A 26207-nucleotide genomic window follows, 5' to 3' on the forward strand; every position below is an offset into this window, starting at 1 on the left:
ATGGATGAACCACTCCCGATAGACACCGGCACCTCCGCCCTCGGGCAGGTGCCCCTGGCGCTGGTCGATCCTGTGGCACACGTGCTCATCGATCATCCGGTGCCGCACCTGGCCCGGGTCTTCGACTACGCCGTTCCCGAGAAGTTCGCCGACACCGCCCGTCCCGGGGTGCGGGTGCGGGTGAAGTTCGCCGGCAGGCTCCGGGACGGGTTCCTCCTCGAGCGCCTCGATCACACCGATCATGTGGGTCCCCTGGCCCCGATCGACCGGATCACCAGCCCGCTGCAGGTCCTCACCCCCACTCTGCTCGCCCTGTGCGAGGCCGTCGCCATCCGCTATGCCGGAACGCTCCCGGACGTGCTCCGACTGGCGATCCCGCCCCGCCACGCCAGGGCGGAGAAGGCCATGCTGGCGGATGCGGTGAACGCTGAGGGGGGGTTCTCGCGGGATGACGCCGAGGCACCGACGAGCGCCGTCACCCGCCTCGGCGAGTGGATCGCCTCCCACGCCGAGGCCGTGCTCGACTCCGTGCCTGCGCCCGGCACCGGTGAATCACCGGCGGGCGAATCCCCGACCCACGATCCGACGGTCGGCGAGCCGACGGCTGACGGTGGCGACCCTCCGGCGACTGAACTTCAGGCCGACATCCCGAACGCCACCACGCCGACGGACGGCGCAGAGAGAGTGCGCATGCGCGCGGCGTTGAGCGTGGTGCCGGGGGAGACGCCCGGCCTCGGCTGGATCACCGCCGGTATTGAGGCCGCGCTCCCGGTCCTGAAGGCAGGGGAGTCGGTGCTGTGGCTCGTCCCCGACCATCGGGAGCTTGCCGTGCTGAGCTCGACGCTTGACCACCTGCGCGAGGACCACGGGCTGTTCGACTACTCCGTGCTCAACGCTGATCAGTCCCCGGCCCAGCGGTGGACGGCCTGGCTGCGGGGTCTGCTCGGACGCTCCCGACTGATGATCGGCACCCGGGCCGCGGCCTTCGCGCCGCTGAACGACCTGGGGCTGATCATCTGCCTCGACGACACGAACTCGAACTACCTCGACCAGCACGCCCCCTACCCCCATGCCCGGGAGGTGTGCCTGCTGCGTTCGGCGCAGGAGGAGACGGGACTGCTCTTCGTCTCTGCCGACCGCAGCCCCGAAGTGCAGAGACTGAGTGAGATCGGCTGGCTGCGCGACGTCAGCCCCACAGGACCCCAGCGTCGCAGCGGCGCCCCGCTCGTCTTCGTCCCCGACGAGGACCGCGACCCCTTCGCCTGGCAGCGCATCCCGAGCCGCGCCTGGGACCTCATGCAGTCCGCCCTCAAGCCCAAACGCGGCAGCACCGACTCGCCCGGACCGGTCCTCGTCCAGGTCCCACGATCCGGCTACTACCCGGTCTTCGCCTGCGCCCGCTGCCAGGAGGTCGCCCGCTGCCCGCGGTGCGAGGCGACGCTGACCACCCAGTCCGAGGTCGGACCCTTCGCCTGTCGGGCCTGCGGACATCACAGCGACACCTTCACCTGCTCCCGGTGCCGCTCCCACCAGGTCCGCTCCATCGTGCGCGGACGCACCCGAACGGTCGAGGAGCTGCGCCGCGCCCTGCCGGGGGTCGAGATCCTCGAATCCGGCGGTGAGGACATCCCCGTCGCCGTCGACGACGCGCCCCGGGTCGTCGTCGCGACGACCGGTGCCGAACCCTACGCTCTCGGCGGCTATGCCTGTGCCGTGCTGCTCGACAGCCTGTGGCCGGGGCCCTGGCTGCGCGCCACCGACGACGGCGTGTCCCGCCGGCTGCGGGCGGCCTCCCTCGTCCGATCCCGGGAGAACGGGGGAGCAGTCTACCTCGGCGAGGCCGACGAGGCGATCCGGAACGCCCTGACCACCTTCGACCCCATCACCTACATGTCGAGGCAGCTCGTCGACCGCCGGGAGCTGGGGTTCCCGCCCTACCGCCGCATCGTCGAACTGCGCGGCGGGCCCGCCGATCTCGACACCGTCCTCGCCGCCGTCGACCCCCTCGAGGAGCTGCTCCGGGAGGACGACGGTGAGGACCAGCGGGCGGTGGCGGCCTACCCGATCAGCGCCGGCGCCGAGGTGGGCCGCGACCTGGCTGCGATCACAGCCTCCCGTGCGGCCAAGAAGCTGCCCCAGGTGCACATCAGGATCGACGATCCCCGCTCCCTGTGACGATCCCCGAACGGTGACGATCCCTGACGCAGTGAGCTCACGAGCGGACCAGTAGACTGTCCCGCGTGGATATCGTCTTTGCCGGAACCCCGGACGTCGCCGTGCCTGCCCTCGACGCCTTCGCCGACTCCGGCCATCGCATCCGCGCAGTCCTCACCCGCCCCGACGCGCCGGTCGGACGCAAGCGGGTGCTCACACCGTCGGCGGTCAAGGCCCGCGCGCTCGAACTCGGCCTGCCCGTGATCGAAGCGAGCAGACTGCGCGGCGAGGTCATCGCCGAACTCCGCGAGCTCGAGGTCGATGCCGTCGCCGTCGTCGCCTACGGCGCGATCGCCGGACCTGCGGCACTCGGCACGGCCCGGCTCGGTTGGTTCAACCTCCACTTCTCCCTCCTCCCCGCGTACCGGGGAGCGGCACCCGTGCAGCGGGCGCTCATCGACGGTCGGGCCCGCAGCGGAGTCAGCGTCTTCCGCATCGACGAGGGGATGGACTCCGGTCCCGTGCTCAGGCAGCTCGAGATGCCGCTGGACCACCCCGACGCCGCCACCGCCCTCGACGACTACGCTCATCGCGGCGCCCCCGAACTCGTCGCCGCCTTCGACGACCTCGAAGCCGGCACCGCGACCCTCACGCCCCAGACCGGGGAGGCGAGCCACGCCGGGAAGATCGGCATCGACGATGCCCGCCTCGACTTCCGCCGGCCGGTGAGAACCCTCGTCGACCTCGCCCGGGGAGTCTCCCCGAGCCCCGGCGCCTGGGCCGAGCTCGACGGGAAGCGCACGAAGCTCTTCGGCCTCGCCGAGGTGACCCAGAGTCCCGAGGTGACCCAGAGTCCCGGAGTCCTCACCTCGTGGAACCGGACCGCGGTGCTGCGCTGCGGGGACGGCTGGGCGAGCGTGAGCGACATCCAGCCCTTCGGCAAGGGCCGGATGCCGGCGCTCGACTTCCTCCGCGGTCGCGGAGACGTCCAGTTCGACGAACCCATCCGCACCGACGAAGGAGCCTGAACCATGGCCGCGAAGAACCTGCCCCGCCGCATCGCGTGGGAAGTGCTCCTGGACGTCGCGACGAAGGACTCCTACGCGAACCTCCTGCTGCCCGCCAAACTCACCCGCACCCACCTGAGCACCCAGGATGCGGCCTTCACCACGGAATTGACCTATGGGGCGCTGCGCCAGCAGGAGTTCTACGACGCCGTCATCGCCCACGCCGCGAAGCGCGACGTGTCCACCATCGACCCCGAACCGCTCGCGGCCCTGCGGCTGGGCGCGCACCAGATCCTGTCGATGCGCGTGCCCGACCACGCCGCGCTGTCCGAGACCGTGGCCGTGGTGAAGAACAACGACCCCAAGACGGCGGGCTTCACCAACGCCGTGCTGCGCCGGGTCTCCGAGGCCGACCGCGACGAGTGGCTGCGCCGCCTGAGCGACGGCGCCACTCCGCTCGCCAGGCAGTCCATCGAACACTCCCACCCCGAGTGGATCATCCGTGCCATGACCCAGGCGCTCAAGGGCCACGGCCGCTCCGCCGAGGAGATCACCTCCCTGCTCGAAGCCGACAACGCCGCCGCCAAGGTGTCGCTGACCGCATTGCCGGGACTCTGCGAGCCGAGCGAGCTGCCCGGACGCGTGAGCGCGCTCTGTCCCATCTCGGTCACCCTCGACACCGGAATCCCGGGGACCATCTCCGCCGTCGCCGAGGGGCGCGCCCGGGTCCAGGACGAGGGCTCCGCGCTGGTGGCACTCGCTCTCGCCCACACCTCGGCGCCGGAGGGGACCTGGGCGGACCTGTGCGCGGGACCGGGCGGCAAGGCCGCGGTCCTGGCCGCGTGCACCCAGTCGAGCGGCACCACTCTCGACGCCTTCGACTCGAGCAAGCACCGGGTGAAACTGGTCCGCGACTCGACTCAGGCGCTGTCCAACGTGAGAACCCGGATCCAGGACGCCCGCGACGCCAGCGGCCCCTACGCGAAGGTCCTCGTCGACGTGCCCTGCTCCGGCCTCGGCGCGCTGCGGCGGCGACCAGAGGCTCGCTACCGGCGCACACCCGCCGACATCAACGCCCTGGCCACCCCGCAGCGCGAGATCCTCACCGCCGCCCTGAACGCCTGCGCCCCGGGCGGCGTGGTCGCCTACTCGACCTGCTCGCCCCACTACGCCGAGACGGTCCTCGTCGTCGACGACGTCCTGCGCGGCACCGACGCGCAAGTCCTCGACGCCCCGGCCGTGCTCGCCGAGATCACGGGCGGTGAGCCTGAGGACTTCGCCTCGGTGACCCGTGGCGATGGCCGCTACGCCCAGCTGTGGCCGCACGTGCACAATACTGATGGAATGTTCCTGGCCCTCCTGCGGAAAGCACCCTGATGATCGAGATCAACCCCAGCATCCTCAACTCCGACTTCTCCGATCTGCGCGGGGAGCTTGAGAAGATCCGCACCGCCGACATGGCGCACATCGACGTGATGGACAACCACTTCGTCCCCAACCTCACGTTCGGCCCGCCCGTGGTCGAGAGGATCAGGGCGATCAGCCCGATTCCGCTCGACGCGCACCTGATGATCGACGACGCCGACCGCAATGCGCCGGTCTACGCGGAGCTCGGCTGCGCCTCGGTGACCTTCCACGCCGAGGCGGTCCGAGCACCCGTGCGCCTGGCCAGGGAGATCCGCCGGCTCGGCGCCAAGTCCAGCCTCGCGCTCAAACCGGCCACCCCGATCGAACCATTCGTCGACCTCCTCGGCGAATTCGACCAGATCCTCATCATGACCGTCGAACCCGGGTTCGGCGGCCAGAAGTTCCTCGACGTATGCCTGCCGAAGATCCGCCGGACCCGGGAGGCGATCTCCGCGTCCGGACTCGAGATCAAGCTCCAGGTCGACGGGGGAGTGTCGAAGGACACCGTGACCCGCTGCGTCGAAGCCGGAGCCGACGTCCTCGTCGCCGGCTCCGCCGTCTACGGAGCCGAGGACGCGGGTACGGCGATCGCGGAGCTGCGCGAACTCGCCGCCGCCCACACGCATTGAACCTCTCACACGCATCGAACCTCCCACACGCATCGAACCTCCCACACGCATCGAACCTCCCACACGCGCTGACACGCCCACACGCACCGAACCGCCCGCGCCCGACCGAGAACTGAAGAGAGTCAGATGGAACTGTTCGACTGGCTGAACACCCCCGCATTCGAACTGCTGGGCAAGCCCGTCCCGTATTCGGACCTGTTCGGCAACATCTGCGCCCTGGCCACCGTGGTGCTCGCGCTGCGCCGGAACATCCTCTCGTGGCCGGTGCAGATACTGGGCTCCATCCTGCTCTTCTCCGCCAGCGTGTCCGCCGGGCTCGGCGGCAACGCCTCCCGGCAGGTCGTCATCATCGCGGCCGCGATCTGGGGGTGGACGCAGTGGCGGAATTCCCGCGCCGAAGCCGGCGAGGTCGTCGTCCGCTGGGCCAGCTGGAGGGAGCGTCTCCTCCTCATCGGCCTCCTCCTCGGCGGCACCGCGGCCTTCGGGTACATCCTCGATCTCGGCGGCTGGTCATGGAGCCCGTACCCCGACGCCTACATCTTCATCGGCTCGCTCGTCGCCATGTACGCCCAGGGGAAGGCGATCGTCGAATTCTGGTTCGTGTGGCTGGCCGTCGACCTCGTCGGCATCCCTCTGGCAGTCGCGGGCGGACTCGTGTTCTCCGGGGCCGTGTACCTGATCTTCCTCGTCATGGTCGTCATCGGATTCTTCGACTGGGCGCGCAGGTCACGGCAGACGATCTCCGCACCCCACCTCGGCGCCACCGAGATCACGCGTGGCGACACGGACTGACGCCCCGCCAGCAGGGACGTGCACGAAGATGTACTAGGCTTTGACTGTGAAGACCTTTGACTCTCTCTACGCCGAGCTCCTGCAGAAATCCGTCGACCGACCCGCAGGGTCGAAGACCGTTGCCGAGCTGGACGCGGGAGTCCATGCGATCGGGAAGAAGATCGTCGAGGAGGCGGCCGAAGTCTGGATGGCCGCCGAATACGAGACCGAGGCCGAACTCGCCGAGGAGATCTCCCAGCTGCTCTACCATCTGCAGGTGCTGATGATCTCCAAGGGACTGAGTCCCGACGACGTCAACGTCCACCTCTGAATCGCCCCGATCACGAACCGCAAAGGGACACCATGCTGCGTGTAGCCGTGCCGAACAAAGGCGCACTGTCCGAAGCCGCCACCGAGATGCTCAGCGAAGCCGGGTACTCCGCCCGCCGGACGAGCAAGACGCTCGTCCATCAGGACGAGATCAACCAGGTGGAGTTCTTCTACCTGCGCCCCCGCGACATCGCCGTCTACGTCGGCTCGGGAATCCTCGACGCCGGAATCACCGGGCGTGACCTGCTGCTCGAGTCGAAGGCTGACGCGCAGGAGGTCCTCGACCTCGGCTTCGGCGCCTCTCGCTTCTACTACGCCGGGGTGAAGGGGACCTACTCGGATCCCTCCGAGCTCGCCGGGTCCAGGATCGCCACGAGCTTCCCCCACCTCGTCGAAGCCGACCTTGCCGCCCGCGGGATCGACGCCACGACGGTCCAGCTCGACGGGGCGATCGAGGTCTCCATCCAGCTCGGCGTCGCCGACGCCATCGCCGACGTCGTCGAGACCGGCTCGACCCTGCGAGCCGCAGGGCTGGAGACCTTCGGTGAGCCGCTGCTCGAATCCGAAGCCGTGCTCGTCCAGCGCGACGGCGCCGCGGAGAAGATCGAGGTCCTCAAACGCCGCCTCGAATCCGTCATGGTCGCCCGCAGGTACGTGCTCGTCGACTACAACATCGAGGAGCGCCTCGTCCCCGAGGCGATCGGGCTCACGCCCGGGCTCGAATCCCCGACGGTCTCGCCCCTGCAGGAGACAGGGTGGGTGGCCGTGCGGGTGATGGTCTCGGCCCACGAGGTCAACAACGTCATGGACCGCCTCTATGCGGTCGGAGCGCGCGCGATTCTGGTGACGAACATTGGCGCCTGCCGAATCTGAGGCCGAGTTCTCGGTCTTCCGCCCCCGCCAGGTCAGGGTGATCTGCATCGTCGGGTCGATCGTCGTGCTCATCGGCTTCGCCACCCTGTCGGTGGCCCTGCTCGTCGTGGACTGGAAACCCTGGAAGCCGGTCGACATGATATGGATGAACCTGCTGGGCATCATCTTCGCTCTCGCCCTGTGGCGGGTGGGTGACATCCAGGCCAGACCGAGTCGGACCGGTCTCGTCGTGCGGAACATGGTGCGCACCCGGGAATTCGCCTGGGGCGAGATCATCGGGGTCTCGTTCGCCCCCGATGGGGATGATCCGTGGCCGCTGCTCGACCTGTCCGACGGCACCACATACGCGGTGATGGCGATCCAGCACGCGGACGGCCCCCGGGCCCATGCGGAATGTCAGCGACTGCGCAGGCTCATCGATGATCAGACCCCATCCAAGGAGGAATAGGAATGTCGGACGACACAGCAGCAGGTCCCCTGACCGGGTACACGGTCATCGACCTCTCGCGGGCACTGGCAGGACCGCATGCGGGAATGATGTTCGGCGATCTCGGCGCCCGGGTGATCAAGGTGGAGAACCCGGCCAAGGGCGACGACTCCCGCTCCTGGGGCCCTCCGTTCGTCGGACCCGAGGGCCAGGAGCAGGCGACCTACTTCTTCTCCTGCAATCGCAACAAGGAGTCCATCGCGCTCGACCTCAAGTCCGAGACCGGGGCTGCGACACTGCGTGAGCTCATCGCGCGGGCCGACATCCTCATCGAGAACTTCCGCTCCGGCGTCCTCGACCGCCTCGGCTTCTCCACCACAGCCTGCCTGGAGATCAACCCCCGCCTGGTGATCCTCTCGATCACCGGATTCGGCCACGACGGACCCGAGTCCTCTCGCGCCGGCTACGACCAGATCGCCCAGGGCGAGGCCGGCCTGATGTCCCTGACCGGCTCCGGCCCCGACGATCCGCAGCGAGTCGGCGTTCCGATCGCCGACCTCCTGGCCGGGATCTACGGCTCCTTCGGCGTGCTCGCCGCCCTCCTCGAACGCGAACGCACCGGCCGCGGCAAGGTCGTGCGCACCTCGCTCATCGCCGGCATGGTCGGAGTCCACGCCTTCCAGGGCACCCGCGCGACCGTGGCCGGCGAGGACCCGCAGCCCGGCGGCAACCACCACCCATCACTGTCCCCGTACGGACTGTTCAAATGCCGCGGCGGCGCCGTGCAGATCTCCGTCGGCAACGAGAGCCTGTGGCAGCGATTCTGCGCGGCCTTCGACATCGACCCCGCGACCGAGGGCATGGCCGACAATGCCGCTCGGGTGAACAACCGCTCGGAAGTCATCGAGCTCATCGAATCGAAGTTCGCCGATTACGAGGCGCCCGCCCTGCTCGAGAAGCTCAGTGCCGCCGGCATCCCCGCCGGCACGGTGCGCAGCCTGGCCGAGGTCTACTCCTGGGAGCAGGCGCTGTCCCAGGGGCTCAAGGTCTCCGTCGACCACCCCATCCTCGGCGACATCGACCTGCCCGGTCCGCCGCTGCGCTTCTTCGACGCCCACGGCGACGCAGAGGTCGAGACGACGAAGAAGTCCCACGACGCCCCGCCGCTGCTCGATGAGGACGCCGACGGGATCCTCGCCTGGCTCGAATGCGGGGACTGAGCTCGGCACCGGATCCCTGAAGACAAGGAGACAGCAGTGGCAGCACGACTGAACGCGCAAGAGCTCATCGAGATCGTCGTCGACGAAGGCTCTTTCCGATCGTGGGACACGACCCCGATCACCCCCGCCGGCGGCATCTCCGAGCAGTACGCGGCGGAGCTGGCCGCGGCCCGGGAGAAGTCCGGGGTCGACGAGGCGATCGTCACCGGTGAGGGCACAGTCCACGGCCGGCGGGTCGCCGTGGTCGTCGGGGAATTCCGTTTCCTCGCCGGGTCCATCGGCGTCGCCGCCGCCCAGCGCCTCGTCGATGCGATCGAACGGGCCACCCTCGAGGGCCTGCCGCTGCTCGCCGGTCCCGCCTCCGGGGGAACCCGGATGCAGGAGGGCACGGTGGCGTTCCTGTCGATGGTGAAGATCACCAACGCCGTCGTCGCCCACCGCCGCGCCGGTCTGCCTTACCTCGTCTACCTCCGCCATCCCACCACCGGCGGCGTCTTCGCCTCCTGGGGGTCGCTGGGCCACGTGACGGTGGCCGAGACGGGTTCGCTCATCGGCTTCCTCGGCCCCCGCGTGTTCGAAGCGCTCTACGGGGAGAAGTTCCCGGAGAACGTCCAGACCGGGGAGAACCTCCACCGCCACGGCATCATCGACGCCGTGATCGGACCCGACCGCATCCACACCACCGTCGCCCGCGTCCTCGACGTCCTGATGGGCGCCAAGGAGATCCCCGCGGCCGTCGCCGACCCGGACACATCCCCAGCCGTCGTCGACCCGGACTCGGACGCGTGGGCCGCGATCACCCGGTCCCGACGTCCCGAGCGGCCGGGAGTGCGCGATCTGCTGCGCACCGCGGCCAACACCGTCCTGCCGCTCAACGGCACCGGTGAGGGGGAGAAGGACCCCGGCCTGCTGCTGGCGCTGGCCAAGTTCGGCTCCGCCCCGTGCATCGTCCTCGGCCAGGACCGCTTCCGCCAGGACTCGCGCGCCCCGCTCGGCCCCGCGGCACTGCGGGAGGCCCGCCGCGGGATGCGGCTGGCGGCCGAGCTCGACCTGCCGCTCGTGACCATCATCGACACCCCCGGCGCCGCCCTGTCCAAATCCGCCGAGGAGGGCGGAATGGCCGGGGAGATCGCCCGCAGCCTCGCCGAGCTCGCGAACCTCGACGCCCCCTCGGTGTCCCTGATCATGGGTGAGGGGTCCGGCGGCGGCGCGCTGGCGCTGATGCCGACCGACCGGGTGCTCAGCGCCGAGAACGGCTGGCTGTCCCCGCTGCCTCCCGAGGGCGCCTCGGCGATCGTCCACCGGACCACCGACCGCGCGGCCGAGATGGCCCAGAGCCAGGGCGTCCACGCCCCGATGCTGCTGCACACCGGCGTCGTCGACCGCATCATCGCCGAGCACCCCGACGCCAGCGACGAACCGCTCGACTTCGTCGCCCGAGTCGGGGCCACCCTCGAACACGAGCTCATCGCCCTGATGCGCGAACCGTCCGCCCGTCGCCTCGCCCGCCGGATGGACCGGTACCGTGGGCTCGGAATCCAGAAGGAGGCCTGAATGGTTGCCGTGAGGATCATTCCCTGTCTCGACGTCGACGACGGTCGCGTCGTCAAAGGCGTGAAGTTCGCAGGCCTCCGCGACGCCGGGGATCCCGTCGAACTCGCCGCCGCCTACGGGGCATCGGGGGCGGACGAACTGACGTTCCTCGACGTCACCGCCAGCAGCGGAAACCGTGAGACCGTCCACGACATCGTCCGCGCCTGCGCCGAGCAGGTGTTCATCCCACTCACCGTGGGCGGGGGAGTCAGGACCGTCGCCGACGTCGACCGGCTCCTGCGCGATGGTGCCGACAAGGTCTCCGTCAACACCTCCGCGGTCGCGAACCCGGGGCTGATCAGCGACATCTCCCGGCACTTCGGCAACCAGGTCCTCGTCCTGTCCCTCGACGCCAGGCGCAGCCCGGAGACGGCCTCCGGGTTCGAGGTCACCATCCGCGGCGGGCGGGAGGGCACCGGTCGCTGTGCGATCGAGTGGATTCGCGAAGCCGCCGACCGCGGCGCCGGCGAGATCCTGCTCAACTCCATCGACGCCGACGGCACCCGTGACGGCTTCGACCTCGAGCTCATCGCCGCGGCCCGGGCTGCCGTCGATCTGCCCCTGATCGCCTCCGGGGGAGCGGGTCGTCTCGAGCACTTCGCCCCCGCCGTGGCCGCCGGCGCCGACGCCCTGCTCGCGGCCAGCGTGTTCCACTTCGGCACCCTGTCCATCGCAGAGGTGAAGGCGGCCCTGCGCGCGGAAGGGATCGAAGTCCGATGACCGACGTCGACGCCACACCCGAGAACTGGCGAGAGCTGATCACCCTCAACGAGGCCGGGCTGATCCCCGTCGTCGTGCAGGAGACCACCAGCAGGGACGTGCTGATGCTCGCCTGGATGGACGTCGAGGCGATCGAGCGGACCCTGAGCAGCGGCCGGGCCGTGTACTGGTCGCGGTCGCGGCAGGAGCACTGGGTGAAGGGAGAGACCTCGGGCCACATCCAGCGGGTGGTCTCCCTGAGCCTCGACTGCGACGCCGACGCGCTGCTCCTCGAAGTCGAGCAGACCGGGCCCGCATGCCACACCCTGACCCCCACGTGCTTCACCGGCAGGACCATCAGCACCTCCGGGGAACAGCCCCGACCCAAGGACGTGAAGTGACGACCGACACCGGATTGAGAATAAACCCCAGCCTCGAGGAGTTCCGCGCCTCGGGAGCGGCGCACCGGCTCGTGCCCGTGCACGCGAGCGTGCTCGCCGACGCGGAGACTCCGCTGAGCCTCTACCGCAAACTCACCGACGGCGGCTCCGGGAGCTTCCTGTTCGAATCCGCCGTCTCCGGGGCCTGGGCCAGGTACTCCTTCATCGGCTCCGCCCCCGTGGCCACCCTGCGCTCGACAGAGGACGGCTTCGACTGGGAGGGCACCCCGCCCGCCGGCGTCCCGACCGCGGGCAGTGTTCTCGACGCCGTCACCGCGACCCTCGAACTCCTCGCCGTCGAGAACTCCGAGCATGCGCTTCCGCCGATGGTCTCGAGCCTCGTCGGGTACTTCGGCTGGGACATCGTGCGAGAGTTCGAGAAGCTCGGCGCGGCGCGGGTCGATGAGCACCACCTGCCCACCGTTCAGCTGATGATCCCCGGCGACATCGCCGTCTACGATCACTACACGGGAATGGTCACCCTGGTCGCCAACGTGTTCAACGTCGACGGTGCGGACACCGGGATCGATGCTGCCTACGCGGCAGGCGCCGCCCGGGTCGAAGCCATGCTCGACCGGCTGCGAGCGCCCGCCCCGTCGGCGATCTCGAGCCCCCACTTCCCCGCCCCCGAGGTGAGGACCCGAACCGACCCGCAGGCGTACCTCGACGCGGTGCGGGTCGCCAAGCAGGACATCGTCGACGGGGAGATCTTCCAGGTCGTGCTCGGTCAGCGCTTCGACACCGATTGCGCCGCCGACCCGCTCACCGTCTACCGGATGCTGCGCCGGTCCAACCCCAGCCCCTTCATGTACCTGCTCAATCTCTCGGACGACGAGGGGAAGCCGGTGAGCATCGTCGGCTCCTCACCCGAAGCCCTCGTCACGGTCCGCTCCGGCACCGTGGTCACGCATCCGATCGCCGGTTCGCGTCCCCGCGGGGACAGCGCCGAGGAGGATGCCCGGCTCGCCCGCGAGCTCCTCGCCGACGAGAAGGAACGCGCCGAGCACCTGATGCTCGTCGACCTCGCCCGCAACGACCTCGCGAAGGTCTGCCGGGCCGGGACCATCGACGTCAGCGAATTCATGGAGATCGAGCGGTTCAGCCACATCATGCACATCTCCTCCACGGTGCGCGGTGAGCTCGCGCCCGGGCACGGGGCCGTCGACGTGCTCAAGGCCGCCTTCCCCGCCGGGACCCTCTCCGGCGCCCCGAAGCCGCGGGCGCTGCAGATCATCGACGAGCTCGAGGTCGTCGGCCGCGGGCTCTACGGCGGAGTCGTCGGCTACATGTCGTTCAACGGCGACCTCGACCTGGCGATCGCCATCCGGACCGGAGTGCTGCGGCGAGGCGTGATGAGCGTCTACGCCGGCGGCGGGATCGTCGCTGACTCCGTCCCCGAGCTCGAGTACCAGGAGTCGCGGAACAAGGCCGCTGCCGTGCTCTCCGCAGCTGCCGCTGCCTCCGTTCTGCACGTGCCGGAGCCGCCGCTGCGCGAGGCGCGACCCGCAGGCCGGGGAGCGAACGCCGAATGAAGATGTCGAAGTCACGCGGGGTCCTCATCGTCCTCCTCCTCGCGGGCATCCTCTGGGCCCTGAGCCTGAGCACCTGGCAGGCCGGGCCCCCCGGGGGAGGCACCCTGGGACCCGCCGGGGTCGCGACGCCCGAACAGGACGCCGCGGGACAGGCCTCGCCGGTCGCGACCGCCTGCGTCGCCGTCATCGCGGTGTGCGGGCTGCTGGCGGCCATGCTCGGGAGACTGGGACGCCTCGTCGTCCTCGGGCTCGCCGGTCTCGCGGCCCTCGGCTACGCCGCGACCGCGCTGAGCACCACGTTCCAGCCCGGGTCCACCGGCTGGGCGGTGGCCGGGATCCTCGCCGGGGTCTGCGCGGCCGGGGTCATCGTGACGGTGGCCTTCGCCTCGGCGCGGTGGACGAACTCGAACCGCTACGACCGCGACGCCCGGACAGCGGCCACGCCGGAGGAGTTCGACTCGACCGCCGCCTGGGATGCGCTCTCTCGCGGCGACGATCCCGACGCCCCCCGTGACGATCCCGACGCCCCCGGGAACGAACCGCAGGGCCGCTGACGGGCGCGCTCGACGCACCGGAGTCCGGTCGCCGGGCCGATACGGCACCTGTCATCGAAGCGTGTCACAATATAGGAAAGAACAACCAGCTGCATGCTGCAGGCACAGCTTGAGAAGGAGCACCATGTCGCAATCCGTCGCTCGCAACGGCGCCACCGATCTCGACAAGTCGACGATCGACTATTCCGTCATCGCCGATCCTGGCCACGGCAACTCGGTGGCCGCGTGGACCGGCGTGACCATCATGCTCATCGGCATCACGGTCGGCTGCGTGGGCTTCACGATCCACAACCCGATGATCACCTACATCGCCATCGGCATCGTCGTCGTCGGCCTCGTCGTCGGCCTGATCCTGCGGGCCGTGGGCCTGGGCAACAAGCCGTCCGAGCGCAGGCCGAACCCGCGCACCCAATGACGGTCCTCGACGACATCGTCGCCGGTGTCCGGGAGGACCTGGAGGCCCGGCGGCGCGAGGTCGGCCTGGACGAGATGATCGCCCGGGCACGAGACGCGGCGCCCGTGCGCGGCTTCGACCTCGACGCCGACTTCTCGGTCATCGCCGAGGTGAAGCGCCGGTCGCCTTCCCGCGGCGATCTCGCCCCGATCGCCGAGCCCGGCCGACTGGCCGGGCTCTACGCCGCCGGCGGTGCGAAGGCCATCAGCGTGCTCACCGAGAGCCGCCGCTTCTCCGGCAGCCTCGCCGACTTCGACGAGGTCCGCGCGGCCGTCGACGTCCCCCTCCTGCGCAAGGACTTCATGGTCGACGAATACCAGTTCTACGAGGCCCGGGCCCACGGCGCCGACCTCGTGCTGCTCATCGTCGCAGCCCTCGAGCCCGCGCAGCTGCGCGACTACCTCGACCTGTCCCGCGAACTGGGCATGACGGCCCTGGTCGAGACGCACGACACGTACGAACTCGAGATCGCCGCCGGACTCGACGCCCGGCTGATCGGCATCAACACTCGCAATCTCAAGGACCTCAGCGTCGACACGAACCGGTTCGCGCCCCTGGCCGAACTCGCCCCGACCGGTTGCACCCTCGTCGCCGAGTCGGGAGTGTCCGGACTGGTCGAGGTCGAGACCTATGCCGCAGCCGGGGCGCACGCGGTTCTCGTCGGCGAAGCCCTGGTCAAGGACGGCGACCCGGAGACCGCCGTCGCCCGCTACACCGCGACCGGAGCACGCATCCGCACTGCGGCCACCGCCCGATGAGCCGGTGACCATCCACCACAACGAAGGACAGCAATGACCGACCTGAGTCAGGAACAGGGACCCTACTTCGGTCCCTTCGGAGGCAGATTCATCCCCGAGGCGCTGATCCCCGCCTTGGACGAGATCGAGGAAACCTGGCGCAAGTCGCAAGTCGATCCCGAGTTCACCGAGGAGCTGCTGGAACTCCAGCGCAGCTACATCGGCAGGCCCAGCCTGCTGACGGAGGCCACCCGGTTCGCCGCTCACTGCGGCGGCGCGCGGGTGTTCCTCAAACGTGAGGATCTCAACCACACCGGCAGCCACAAGATCAACAACGCCCTGGCCCAGGCGCTGCTCGCCAAACGAATGGGCAAGACGCGCCTGATCGCGGAGACCGGCGCCGGCCAGCACGGCGTCGCCACCGCCACCGCCGCGGCTCTGCTCGACATGGAGTGCGAGGTCTACATGGGCGAGGAGGACACGCAGCGACAGGCCCTCAACGTCGCCCGCATGCGCCTGCTCGGGGCGAAGGTCAACGCCGTGTCCAACGGCACCCGCACGCTCAAGGACGCGATGAACGAGGCGATGCGCGACTGGGTCGCCAACGTCGCCCGCACCCACTACGTCATCGGCACCGTCGCCGGACCGCACCCGTTCCCCGCCATGGTCCGCTCCTTCCAGCGGGTCATCGGCGATGAGGCCCGCAATCAGATCCTCGAGGCCGCCGGACGCCTGCCCGACGCCGTCTGCGCGTGCGTGGGGGGCGGCTCGAACGCGATGGGCATCTTCGCGGCCTTCCTCGCCGACACCGAGGTGAGGATCTACGGCTTCGAAGCCGGTGGGGAGGGCGTCGAGACCGGTCGCCATGCCGCCCGATTCTCCGGTGGCCGCCCCGGAGTCCTCCATGGCTCCGCCACCTACATCCTCCAGGACTCAGACGGACAGACCCGCGCCTCCCACTCGATCTCGGCGGGTCTCGACTACCCCTCCGTGGGTCCCGAGCACTCCTACCTGCACGAGACCTCCCGCGTCATCTACGAACCGGTCGGCGACGAGGAGGCGATGGAGGCTATGCGCCTGCTCTCGCGCACCGAGGGCATCATCCCCGCCATCGAATCCGCCCACGCGCTGGCCGGAGCGATGCGGGTCGGGCGCGACTTCGGACCCGACGCCGTGCTGCTGGTCAACCTCTCCGGCCGCGGTGACAAGGACATGACGACGGCGGCCAAATGGTTCGACTACTTCGACGAAGGAGCAGTACAGGTATGACAACGCGCGGAGCCCGGACGGGCGCCACCCTTGACGCCGTCGACGAGCGGGGGGCCAAGGCCGCACTGATCGGCTACCTGCCCGTCGGCTTCCCCTCAGTCGAGGGATCGATCGAGGCGATGGTCGAACTCGTGCGCTCCGGCGCCGACATCGTCGAGGTGGGGATGCCCTACTCCGACCCCGGCATGGACGGTCCCGTCATCCAGCACGCCGTCGAGCGCGGCCTCGAGAACGGCGTCCGGACCAAGGACGTGTTCACCGCCGTGTCCGCCATCACCGAGGCGGGGGGAACCGCCGTCGTGATGAGCTACTGGAACCTCGTCCTGCAGTACGGCGTCGACGCCTTCGCCCGTGACCTCGACTCCGCCGGCGGAGCCGGGATCATCACCCCCGACCTGATTCCTGATGAGGCTCATGACTGGCTGGCCGCCTCGGATGCCTACGACCTCGACCGCATCTTCCTCGCCGCCCCTTCGTCGACGCCGGAGCGGATCGCCACGATCGTCGAGGCCAGCCGCGGATTCGTCTACGCCGCCTCGACCATGGGAGTGACCGGAGTCCGGTCCGAAGTCGACGACCACGCCCGGGATCTGGTCTCCCGGCTCAAAGAAGCCGGAGCCGCGCGTGCCTGCGTGGGCCTCGGCGTCTCCACCCGGGAACAGGCCGCCGAGGTCGCCGAGTACTCCGACGGCGTCATCGTCGGCTCCGCCCTCGTCAGGGCGCTCGAGGGCGGCGGCGTGAGAGAGCTCGCGGCGCTGACCGAGCAGCTCGCCGAGGGCTGTGCATGAGAGATCACCTCGCCGCGATCCCTTCTCCCGCATGGAGCGGTTTCAGCATCGGACCGTTGACGATCCACGCCTACGCCCTCTGCATCCTCACCGGCATCGTCCTCGCCCTGTGGCTGACCTCCAGGCGGTGGCGGTCGTTGGGCGGACACGAGGACGACCTGTGGAACATCGCGATCATCACGGTTCCGGCCGGGATCATCGGCGGACGGATCTACCACGTCTTCTCCACCCCGGACCCGTACTTCGGTCCCGGCGGCAATCCGATCGACGCGTTGAAGATCTGGAACGGGGGACTCGGCATCTGGGGCGCGGTGGCCCTGGGAATGCTCGCTGCCTGGGCGTGCGCCCGCTATCAGGGGATCCGGATCCTGCCGTTCCTCGACGCCGCGGCTCCCGGGCTCATCCTCGCCCAAGCGGTGGGCCGCTGGGGCAACTGGTTCAACCAGGAGCTCTTCGGCGCCCCCACCACGCTGCCGTGGGGGCTGCAGATCGACAAGTTCAGGGACGGGGCGCCCAACCCCAACTGGCCCGACCACTCCCTGCCCGCCGACACACTGTTCCACCCGACGTTCCTCTACGAGTCGGTCTGGAACCTCGTCGGCTGCCTCATCCTCATCGCCGCGGCGAAGAGGTTCCGACTCGGGCACGGACAGGTCTTCGCCCTCTACATCTGCTACTACACCCTCGGGCGCGTGTGGATCGAGGCCCTGCGCATCGATGATGCGGAGCTCGTCCTCGGACTGCGTCTGAACATCTGGACGTCGATCCTCGTGTTCGCCGTCGGCCTGGTCTGGTTCATCGCCTCGCGCCGCCGGCACAGGGAGCCCGAGACCGACGTCTACCTCCCCGGTGCCCGCGCCCTCGCCGGACGCGACGACGACGCCTCCGGCGGCGACTATGCCGGCCCGGCCTCGCCGGGTCGCGGACCGGATGCGGGCACCGGCTCACCCGAACCCGGGTCGACCGGGGCTGTCGAGGCGCGAGCCGATGACCGCCGGAAGTCCGACGAGGGGGACGAGCGGCGCGGATTCGGGTTCTTCGGGGCCGTCACCTCGGCGATCTCGATCATCCCCGACGTCGCGAACAAGGGCCGGTCGAACCGCGACGATCGCCGCCGCTGAGGGCCGGTCGCGGCGTGCCGGCCACCGCTTCTGAGGGCCGTCCGCCAGGCGCAAGCCACCGCTTCTGAGGGCCGGCCGACAGGCGCAAGCCACCGCTTCTGAGGGCCGGCCGACAGGCGCAAGCCACCGCTTCTGACCTGGGGTTTCCCACACGCTGAGACGCTTTGGTCCGCAAATCGGTCCTTTTCGGGTTCGGTGTCCCGTGCCTCATCGGTGTAAGTTGAGAAGCCGACAGTGAGAACCACGTCACTTCTGCGTCGCTGGACGATCTCCGCACGACGCTTCTCGACAACCAGGACAGCGTCGTCTTCTGGAAGAACCGACTATGTGAAGGCAGCCGATGTCCGAATCATCGACCCCGAACCGCCCGACCCCGAAAGCCCCGATCCGCGACGGACTCTACGATCCCTCGCTCGAACACGACAACTGCGGTCTGGCGCTCATCGTGCGCTACCGCGGCGGACCCGACCACGAGGTCGTCGCCCAAGCCCTTGAGGCCCTGCGCAAACTCGAACACCGCGGCGGCATCGGATCCGACGAAGGCACCGGCGACGGCGCCGGCATCACCGTCCAGGTTCCCGATTCCTTCTTCCGCCGCGAGCTCGGCGACGTCCTGCCCGCCCCCGGAGGCTACGCCGTCGGGACGGCATTCCTCGATCCCGATGCCCACCAGGCACAGGAGGACCTGTTCGCCCGCATCGCCGCCGAGGAGGGACTGCGGATACTCGCCTGGCGCGGCGTCCCGCACGAGGCGTCGATCCTCGGTGACATCGCGCGGCGCACCCAGCCCCTGCTCAAGCAGGTGTTCCTCGTCGGCGCCGACGAGTCACCGACCGTCGACCAGGACGATCTCGAACGCCGCGCCTTCCTGGCCCGGAAGCGGATCGGCAACCACGGCCTCTACTTCCCGTCCCTGTCGAGTCGCACCCTGACGTACAAGGGCATGCTCTCGACCGCGCAGCTCGGCGCCTTCTACCCCGATCTCGCCGATCCCGAGTTCCTCTCCCGGATCGCACTCGTCCACTCCCGCTTCTCCACCAACACCTTCCCGTCGTGGAAGCTCGCGCAGCCGTTCCGGCTCATCGCCCACAACGGTGAGATCAACACCGTGCGCGGCAACCGGAACTGGATGCGGGCCCGGGAATCGGCGCTCGGCTCCGATCTGCTCCAGCCCGCCGGCGCCCATGCCCTGCCCGATCCCGGACTCGAACGGATCAGCCCGATCGTCCCGCCGGACACCTCCGACTCCGGTTCGTTCGACACCGTCCTCGAGCTCATGGTCGCCGCAGGCCGGTCCCTGCCGCAGGCGCTGCTGATGATGATCCCCGAGGCCTGGCAGAACAACCCCGGCATGGGGGAGGCCCGCCGCGCCTTCTACGAGTACCACTCCCAGCTCATGGAGCCCTGGGACGGTCCCGCCTGCGTGGCCTTCACCGACGGGCGGATCGCCGGCGCCGTGCTCGATCGCAACGGACTGCGCCCGGCCCGCTACACCATGACCGAGGACACGGTCGTCCTGGCCAGCGAATCGGGCGTCGTCGACCTCGACGAGTCGCGGATCGTCGCGCGGGGCCGACTCACCCCGGGCCGCATGTTCCTCGTCGACACCGTCGAGGAGCGGATCGTCTCCGACACGGAGATCAAGAACCAGCTCGCCGCCGAGCACCCCTACGACGACTGGGTCGCGCAGTCGTCGAAGCGCCTCGGCGAACTGCCCACCCGCGTCCACATCACGCACCCGCAGTCGTCGGTGCGCCGGCGCCAGCAGACCTTCGGCTACACCGAGGAGGAGCTGCGGCTGCTCATCTCCCCGATGGCCGAGACCGGCGCGGAGCCTCTGGGCGCCATGGGCACGGACACCGCGATCGCCGCCCTGAGCAACCGCCCACGTCTGCTCTTCGACTACTTCTCCCAGAACTTCGCGCAGGTGACGAACCCGCCGCTCGACTCGATCCGCGAGTCCGTGGTGACGTCCATGGCCGCCGCAATCGGCCGGGAGGGCAACCTGCTCGAGAGCAGCCGGCCCGATTCGATGCACATCCTGCTCGATCGGCCGGTCATCGACAACGACGAACTCGCGGCGATCGTCCATCTCAAGGGCGCCCACCTCGGCGTCGGCGTCGACCGTCCGACCACGGTGCTCTCTGGCCTGTTCCCCGTCCGCGGCGGCGAGCGCGCGATGCAGCAGCGGATCGACGAGATCTGCGCCGAGGCCGATGCCGCGATGGACGCAGACGCCATGTTCCTCGTCATCAGCGACCGCGACTCAAGCTCTGAGCGCGCCCCGATCCCGTCCCTGCTGCTCACCTCCGCCCTCCATCACCACCTCGTGCGCCGGCGCTGCCGGACGCGGGCGAGCATCGTCGTCGAGGCCGGCGACGTGCGTGAGGTCCACCATGTCGCGACCCTGCTCGGCTTCGGCGCCTCCGCGGTCAACCCGTATCTCGTGATGGAGACCGCCGAGGTGCTCGTGCGCACCGGCCGCGTCACCGCCGTCTACCAGGAGCGGGCGGTGGCCAACATCCTCGACGCGCTCAACAAGGGCCTGATGAAGATCATGTCGAAGATGGGCATCTCCACGGTCCAGTCGTACAAGGGCGCCCAGACCTTCGAAGCGCTCGGACTCTCCGACGCCTTCATCTCCCGGTTCTTCACCGGCACCCCGCACCAGCTCGGCGGCCACGGCATCGAGCGGATCGCCGCCGATGTCCTCGCCCGCCACGCCGAGGCCTACCGTGACGACAGGCCCCGGCCCGCCCACCGCGAGCTCGAGGTGGGCGGGGAGTACCAGTGGCGGCGGGAGGGACCCGGCCACCTGTTCAACCCGGAGACCGTGTTCAAGCTCCAGCACGCCACCGCCTCGGCGCGCTACGACATCTTCAAGGAGTACACCTCGGCGATCGACGACCAGGCGCGGGAGCTGATGACCCTGCGCGGGCTGTTCCGGTTCGTGCCGAAGACCTCCGGTCCCATCGACATCGACGAAGTCGAGGATGTCGGCGCCATCATGAAACGGTTCTCGACCGGTGCCATGAGCTACGGCTCCCTGTCGCAGGAGGCCCACGAGACCCTGGCGATCGCGATGAACCGGATCGGCGGGAAGTCGAACACCGGCGAGGGCGGCGAGGACGTCGAGCGTCTGCTCGACCCCGAGCGCCGCTCCGCGATCAAACAGGTCGCCAGCGGTCGCTTCGGGGTGACCAGCCATTACCTGACGGCGGCCGACGACATCCAGATCAAGATGGCCCAGGGCGCGAAGCCCGGCGAGGGCGGCCAGCTGCCGGGCGAGAAGGTCTACCCCTGGATCGCGAAGACCCGGCATGCCACGCCCGGGGTCGGACTGATCTCGCCGCCGCCGCATCACGACATCTACTCCATCGAAGACCTCGCGCAGCTCATCCACGACCTGGGGAGGGCCAACGCCCGGGCCCGGGTCCACGTCAAACTGGTGTCGGGAATCGGCATCGGGACGGTCGCAGCGGGTGTGACGAAGGCCGGAGCCGACGTCGTGCTCGTGTCCGGACACGACGGCGGCACCGGGGCCAGCCCGCTCAACTCGCTCAAGCACGCCGGCACCCCCTGGGAGCTGGGCCTGGCCGAGACCCAGCAGACCCTCGTGCTCAACGGGCTGCGCCACCGGGTCAGCGTGCAGGTCGACGGCCAGCTCAAGACCGGACGCGACATCGTCATCGCCGCCCTGCTCGGGGCGGAGGAGTACGGCTTCGCCACCTCGGCGCTCGTCGTCGCCGGCTGCATCCTGATGCGCGTCTGCCACAAGGACACCTGCCCGGTCGGAGTGGCCACCCAGAACCCCGTCCTGCGGGAGCGCTTCCACGGCAAGGCCGAGCACGTCGTCAACTTCTTCACTTTCCTCGCCACCGAGGTCCGCGAGCTGCTCGCCGAACTCGGCTTCCGCAGCCTCGACGAGGCGATCGGCGCCGTCGAGCATCTCGCGATCGACCCCGACCGCGCCCGGGCGCTGGCCCCGGAGCTCGATCTGACGCCGATCCTCCAGTCCCCGCGGCCGGTCTCCGGGGCGGCGCCGATCCGGCGCAGCGCCGAGCGAGTCCACCGCGACTTCAGCGCCGAACTCGACGCCCGGCTGCTCGAGCAGGTCGGCGATGCGGTGAGGTCGGGCCTGCCGGTGCGGGTGAGCGCGGAGGTCGTCAACACCGATCGCAGCGTCGGCACCCTGCTCGGCCACCATCTGACGCTGGCCCACGCCGAGGCGGGGCTGTCCGATGACACGATCACCGTCGACCTCCACGGCACCGCGGGTCAGTCCCTCGGGGCGTTCCTGCCGGCCGGTATCACGCTCAGCCTCACCGGCGACGCCAACGACTACGTCGGCAAGGGGCTCTCGGGCGGCATCGTCACCGTCCGTCCGCACCCGGTCAACCCGGGCCGTCCGGAGCACAACGTCATCGCCGGCAACGTGCTCGCCTACGGCGCCACGGCAGGTCGCCTGTTCGTCTCCGGTCAGGTCGGGGAGCGCTTCCTCGTCCGCAACTCCGGCGTCGAAGCCGTGGTCGAGGGAATCGGCGACCACGGTCTCGAATACATGACCGGGGGAGTGGCCGTCATCCTCGGACCCACCGGCCGCAACTTCGCCGCAGGCATGTCCGGAGGCGTGGCCTACGTCCTCGACTTCAATTCCAGCCGACTCAATCCGAGTGAACGGGCGGCCGGCGTCTTCCGGTTCACCGGAGTCTCGGGGGAGGACATGAGCGTCCTCACCCGGCTCCTCGACGAACACGCCCGCCGCACCGACTCGCCGCTCGCGACCGAGCTGCTGACCGGATTGAGGCGCGGCGACGACGTCCTGTCGCGATTCACGAAGATCATTCCCGTCGCCTACTCGCACGTGGTGGGCATCCAGGCCGAGACGATCGCCGCCGGGGGAGCCCCCGACGGGGACGAGGCCTGGGCGAAGATCCTGGAGGTGACCCGTGGCTGATCCGCGCGGTTTCTTGAAGGTGCCGACCCGGGAGCTCCCGGCCCGTCGTCCCGTCCCCATCCGACTGCTCGACTATCGCGAGGTCTATGAAGCCGGCGACGGCGAGCAGCTGCGCCGTCAGGCCTCGCGCTGCATGGACTGCGGCATCCCGTTCTGCCATCAGGGCTGCCCGCTGGGCAATCTCATCCCCGAGTTCAACGACGCGATGTACCGCGGTGAGCTCGCCCGTGCCGTCGACATCCTCCATGCGACGAACAACTTCCCCGAATTCACCGGCCGCGCGTGCCCGGCGCCGTGCGAGAACGCCTGCGTGCTCGGCATCAACCAGCCCGCGGTGACGATCAAACAGGTCGAGGTGAGCATCGTCGACCAGGGCTTCGAGGCGGGACTCATCCAACCGGTGATCCCTGACCGCATCACCGGGCACACGGTCGCCGTGGTCGGATCGGGTCCGGCGGGCCTCGCCGCCGCCCAGCAGCTCACCCGCGCGGGGCACACCGTCGTCGTGTTCGAACGCGAGGACCGGATCGGGGGTCTGCTGCGCTACGGCATCCCGGACTTCAAACTCGAGAAGCACCACATCGACCGCAGACTGGAGCAGATGCGCGCCGAGGGCACCCGGTTCGAAACCTCCGTCGCGATCGGCACCGACATCTCGTTCGACGAACTGCGGGCCCGGTTCGACGCCGTTGTCCTGTGCACGGGAGCGACCGTGCCCCGTGACATGGATCTGCCGGGCCGTGAGCTGAAGGGCATCGAGTTCGCGATGGATTACCTCGTCCCATCCAACCGGGCCCAGGCCGGTGACGACGTCGACCTCATCGATGCCGAGGGCAAGCACGTCATCATCATCGGCGGCGGTGACACCGGGGCCGACTGCCTGGGCACCGCCTTGCGGCAGCAGGCCGCGAGCGTGACGACCCTGGCCATCGGCGAGCAGCCTCCCGCCGACCGGCCGGCCGAACAACCGTGGCCCACGGTGCCGCGCATCTTCGAGGTCCAGTCCTCCCACGAGGAGGGCGGCACGAGACGGTACCTGTCGTCGACGATCGGCTTCGAATCCGGCGCCGAGGGCCGGGTCACCGGTCTGCGGCTGTCGCGGACCCAGTTCGTCGACGGGGCGCGGATCCCGACCCCGGGGACCGAGCACACCCTCCCGGCCGATCTCGTGCTCCTCGCCCTGGGATTCTCCGGACCGGAGACGCAGGACTTCGAGCTCGACACCGACCGGGGTCGGTTCACGCGCTCGGGCGACTACTCCGCCACTGCGCCGGGAACCTTCGTCGCCGGAGACGCCGGTCGCGGACAGTCGCTCATCGTCTGGGCGATCGCCGAGGGCCGGGCCGCGGCGGCCGAGGTCGACGAGTACCTGATGGGGTCGACGCGCCTGCCGAGGCCGGTCGAACCGACAGCCGCAGCGTTCAAGTGTTAGACTGGGCATACCGCTCTACGGAAATACTTTTCCGTATCGCGGATACTATGTCCAAGACGAACGACCGGCCTCGGCGCTGAAGCCGAGTCGCGGTCCAGGTAGGGTGGTGTGCATGAGGCGTGCGAAGATTGTTGCAACTTTAGGTCCGAATCAGAACTCCTATGAAGAGATCCGTGCCCTGGTCGACGAGGGGGTGGACGTCGCCCGGTTCAACCTCAGCCACGGGGATCGTGCGGAGCACGAGGAGAAACTCGCCTGGGTCCGCCGCGCGGCCGCCGACACCGGTCGCGCCGTGGCCGTCCTCCTTGACCTGCAGGGTCCGAAGATCCGGGTCGGGCGATTCGCCAACGGGCGGGAGGAGCTCGTCGAAGGCGCCACGTTCACCATCACGAGCCGCGACGTCCCCGGCACCTCCGAGATCGTCAGCACGACGCTGTCGACCCTGCCGGGAGACGTCTCCGTCGGTGATCCGCTGCTCATCGACGACGGCCGTCTGCGCCTGCGAGCGACAGAGGTCACCGAGACCGACGTCGTCACCGAGGTCGAGATCGGCGGACCGATCTCGAACAACAAGGGCATCAACCTCCCCGGCGTTCCGGTCTCCGTTCCGGCGCTGTCGGAGAAGGACGTCGAAGACCTCAAGTGGGGCCTGCGCCTCGGTTTCGACTGGGTGGCGCTGTCGTTCGTCCGCAGCCCCGAGGATGCGGCCGACGTCCACGCGATCATGCGCGAGGTCGGCGTCAGCGCTCCGATCATCGCGAAGCTCGAGAAGCCCCAGGCCGTCGACCAGCTGGCGGAGATCATCGACGCCTTCGACGGGATCATGGTCGCCCGCGGCGACCTCGGCGTCGAGCTGCCGCTCGAGCAGGTGCCGATCGTGCAGAAGCGCGCGGTCGAGCTCGCCCGCCGGCAGGCCAAGCCCGTCATCGTCGCCACCCAGATGCTCGAGACGATGATCGACAACGCCCGGCCCACTCGCGCTGAGGCCAGTGACTGCGCCAACGCCGTCCTCGACGGTGCCGATGCGCTCATGCTCTCCGGCGAGACCTCTGTCGGTGCGCATTGGATGGAAGCGATCCGGACGATGAGCCGGATCATCGAATCGACCGAGGTCCACGGGCTCGATCGCATCCCCCCGCTGGGGACCGTTCCCCACACCAAGGGCGGGGCCGTCACCGCCGCGGCCGTGCGCATCGCCGAGCAGCTCGACATCGATCTCCTGTGCACGTTCTCCCAGACCGGCGACTCGGTGCGCCGGATGGCCAGGCTGCGCCCGGTGTGGCCGATCCTCGGCTTCACCCCCGATGCGCAGGTCCGCCACCAGTTGGCGCTGACCTGGGGAGTGCGCCCCTACCTCGTCAAGACGGTGCGCCACACGGACCAGATGGCCCGGCAGGTCGACGCCGTGCTGCTCGCCGACGGCACCGCCCGCGAAGGCGATCAGAGCATCATCGTCGCCGGTTCCCCTCCCGGGATCCCGGGGTCGACGAACGCCCTGCGCATCCACACGATGGGGGATGCCGCGAAGGGTGTGGCCGCGGCCTACGAGGACGACTCGGACAATGACGAGGACCCCTTGGCCGGTTACGGCATCGTCCCAGAATCGGCGGCGACCAACGAGATCCCCGTCGTCCCGGACTCCGGGCGCTGAGTGCGCCTGAACCCTGAGCGGGAACGCGCTCACGGTTCTGCTCAACACCGATAGACCACCCACTTCACCGGCGGTCGCCCCGGAAGGGGCGGCCGCCGGTGGCGTATCAGTGCGACATTCGTCACTCCGACTTGCGGAATTTCCCGGATTGCTCAACAGTTG

Annotated in this window: 22 protein-coding genes; all 22 read left to right on the forward strand. The window is 69.5% G+C overall.

Translation table 11 applies throughout. The annotated features are described in order from the left end of the window. The 22 genes from RIT73_RS00785 to pyk all read left to right on the forward strand — a co-directional run bounded on the left by RIT73_RS00785 (nt 1) and on the right by pyk (nt 26045). Entirely contained in the window at nt 1-2175 is a 2175-nt protein-coding gene (locus tag RIT73_RS00785) for a primosomal protein N' (protein ID WP_309130143.1), read from the forward strand. A gap of 65 nt (nt 2176-2240) precedes the next feature. Continuing rightward, nucleotides 2241-3182 (forward strand): methionyl-tRNA formyltransferase, encoded by a 942-nt coding sequence (locus tag RIT73_RS00790; protein WP_309130144.1) that lies wholly within the window; start codon nt 2241-2243, stop codon nt 3180-3182. A 3-nt stretch (nt 3183-3185) separates the two neighbouring features. After that, entirely contained in the window at nt 3186-4538 is a 1353-nt protein-coding gene (locus RIT73_RS00795) for a transcription antitermination factor NusB (protein ID WP_309130145.1), read from the forward strand. Then, entirely contained in the window at nt 4538-5197 is a 660-nt protein-coding gene (gene rpe / locus RIT73_RS00800; protein WP_375294955.1) for a ribulose-phosphate 3-epimerase, read from the forward strand. The genes RIT73_RS00795 and rpe overlap by 1 nt, the downstream gene beginning before the upstream one ends. Before the next feature lie 126 nt (nt 5198-5323). Then, nucleotides 5324-5989, forward strand: coding sequence for a nicotinamide mononucleotide transporter family protein (locus tag RIT73_RS00805; protein WP_309130146.1), 666 nt, complete (start codon nt 5324-5326; stop codon nt 5987-5989). Nucleotides 5990-6035: 46 nt separating this feature from the next. Next, on the forward strand, nt 6036-6299 hold the full coding sequence (locus RIT73_RS00810; RefSeq protein ID WP_309130147.1) for a phosphoribosyl-ATP diphosphatase: 264 nt from the start codon (nt 6036-6038) through the stop codon (nt 6297-6299). Nucleotides 6300-6331: 32 nt separating this feature from the next. After that, on the forward strand, nt 6332-7171 hold the full coding sequence (hisG, locus tag RIT73_RS00815) for an ATP phosphoribosyltransferase (protein ID WP_309130148.1): 840 nt from the start codon (nt 6332-6334) through the stop codon (nt 7169-7171). Then, complete coding sequence (locus tag RIT73_RS00820; RefSeq protein WP_309130149.1) at nt 7152-7619, forward strand: PH domain-containing protein; 468 nt, start codon at nt 7152-7154, stop codon at nt 7617-7619. Before hisG ends, RIT73_RS00820 begins: the two co-directional genes overlap by 20 nt. A 2-nt stretch (nt 7620-7621) precedes the next feature. Then, nucleotides 7622-8818, forward strand: a complete 1197-nt coding sequence (locus tag RIT73_RS00825) for a CaiB/BaiF CoA-transferase family protein (protein ID WP_309130150.1) — start codon at nt 7622-7624, stop codon at nt 8816-8818. A gap of 36 nt (nt 8819-8854) precedes the next feature. Then, the gene (locus RIT73_RS00830) at nt 8855-10372 is read left to right on the forward strand and encodes a carboxyl transferase domain-containing protein (RefSeq protein ID WP_309130151.1); all 1518 of its coding nucleotides are present in this window, start codon (nt 8855-8857) and stop codon (nt 10370-10372) included. Further along, the gene (gene hisF / locus RIT73_RS00835) at nt 10373-11131 is read left to right on the forward strand and encodes an imidazole glycerol phosphate synthase subunit HisF (RefSeq protein ID WP_309130152.1); all 759 of its coding nucleotides are present in this window, start codon (nt 10373-10375) and stop codon (nt 11129-11131) included. After that, nucleotides 11128-11511 (forward strand): phosphoribosyl-AMP cyclohydrolase, encoded by a 384-nt coding sequence (gene hisI, locus RIT73_RS00840; protein WP_309130153.1) that lies wholly within the window; start codon nt 11128-11130, stop codon nt 11509-11511. Before hisF ends, hisI begins: the two co-directional genes overlap by 4 nt. After that, nucleotides 11508-13082 (forward strand): anthranilate synthase component I, encoded by a 1575-nt coding sequence (gene trpE / locus RIT73_RS00845; protein ID WP_309130154.1) that lies wholly within the window; start codon nt 11508-11510, stop codon nt 13080-13082. Before hisI ends, trpE begins: the two co-directional genes overlap by 4 nt. Next, nucleotides 13079-13636, forward strand: coding sequence for a Trp biosynthesis-associated membrane protein (locus tag RIT73_RS00850; protein ID WP_309130155.1), 558 nt, complete (start codon nt 13079-13081; stop codon nt 13634-13636). Before trpE ends, RIT73_RS00850 begins: the two co-directional genes overlap by 4 nt. 124 nt (nt 13637-13760) lie before the next feature. Continuing rightward, entirely contained in the window at nt 13761-14051 is a 291-nt protein-coding gene (locus RIT73_RS00855; RefSeq protein ID WP_309130156.1) for an HGxxPAAW family protein, read from the forward strand. Beyond that, a complete protein-coding gene (gene trpC, locus RIT73_RS00860) occupies nt 14048-14848 on the forward strand; it encodes an indole-3-glycerol phosphate synthase TrpC (RefSeq protein ID WP_309130157.1) in 801 nt (266 codons plus the stop codon). The genes RIT73_RS00855 and trpC overlap by 4 nt, the downstream gene beginning before the upstream one ends. 33 nt (nt 14849-14881) lie before the next feature. Next, the gene (gene trpB, locus RIT73_RS00865; RefSeq protein ID WP_309130158.1) at nt 14882-16096 is read left to right on the forward strand and encodes a tryptophan synthase subunit beta; all 1215 of its coding nucleotides are present in this window, start codon (nt 14882-14884) and stop codon (nt 16094-16096) included. Further along, entirely contained in the window at nt 16093-16884 is a 792-nt protein-coding gene (gene trpA / locus RIT73_RS00870; protein WP_309130159.1) for a tryptophan synthase subunit alpha, read from the forward strand. The genes trpB and trpA overlap by 4 nt, the downstream gene beginning before the upstream one ends. After that, nucleotides 16881-18005, forward strand: coding sequence for a prolipoprotein diacylglyceryl transferase (gene lgt / locus RIT73_RS00875; RefSeq protein ID WP_309130160.1), 1125 nt, complete (start codon nt 16881-16883; stop codon nt 18003-18005). Before trpA ends, lgt begins: the two co-directional genes overlap by 4 nt. 340 nt (nt 18006-18345) lie before the next feature. Further along, complete coding sequence (gene gltB / locus RIT73_RS00880) at nt 18346-22962, forward strand: glutamate synthase large subunit (protein ID WP_309130161.1); 4617 nt, start codon at nt 18346-18348, stop codon at nt 22960-22962. Further along, nucleotides 22955-24394: a glutamate synthase subunit beta gene (locus RIT73_RS00885; protein WP_309130162.1), complete on the forward strand. Its 1440-nt coding sequence runs from the start codon at nt 22955-22957 to the stop codon at nt 24392-24394. The genes gltB and RIT73_RS00885 overlap by 8 nt, the downstream gene beginning before the upstream one ends. Nucleotides 24395-24506: 112 nt before the next feature. Next, entirely contained in the window at nt 24507-26045 is a 1539-nt protein-coding gene (pyk, locus tag RIT73_RS00890; protein WP_309130163.1) for a pyruvate kinase, read from the forward strand. Nucleotides 26046-26207 lie beyond the last annotated feature (162 nt).

The sequence above is a fragment of the Brevibacterium sp. genome (assembly GCF_031179145.1).
Lineage (GTDB): Bacteria > Actinomycetota > Actinomycetes > Actinomycetales > Brevibacteriaceae > Brevibacterium.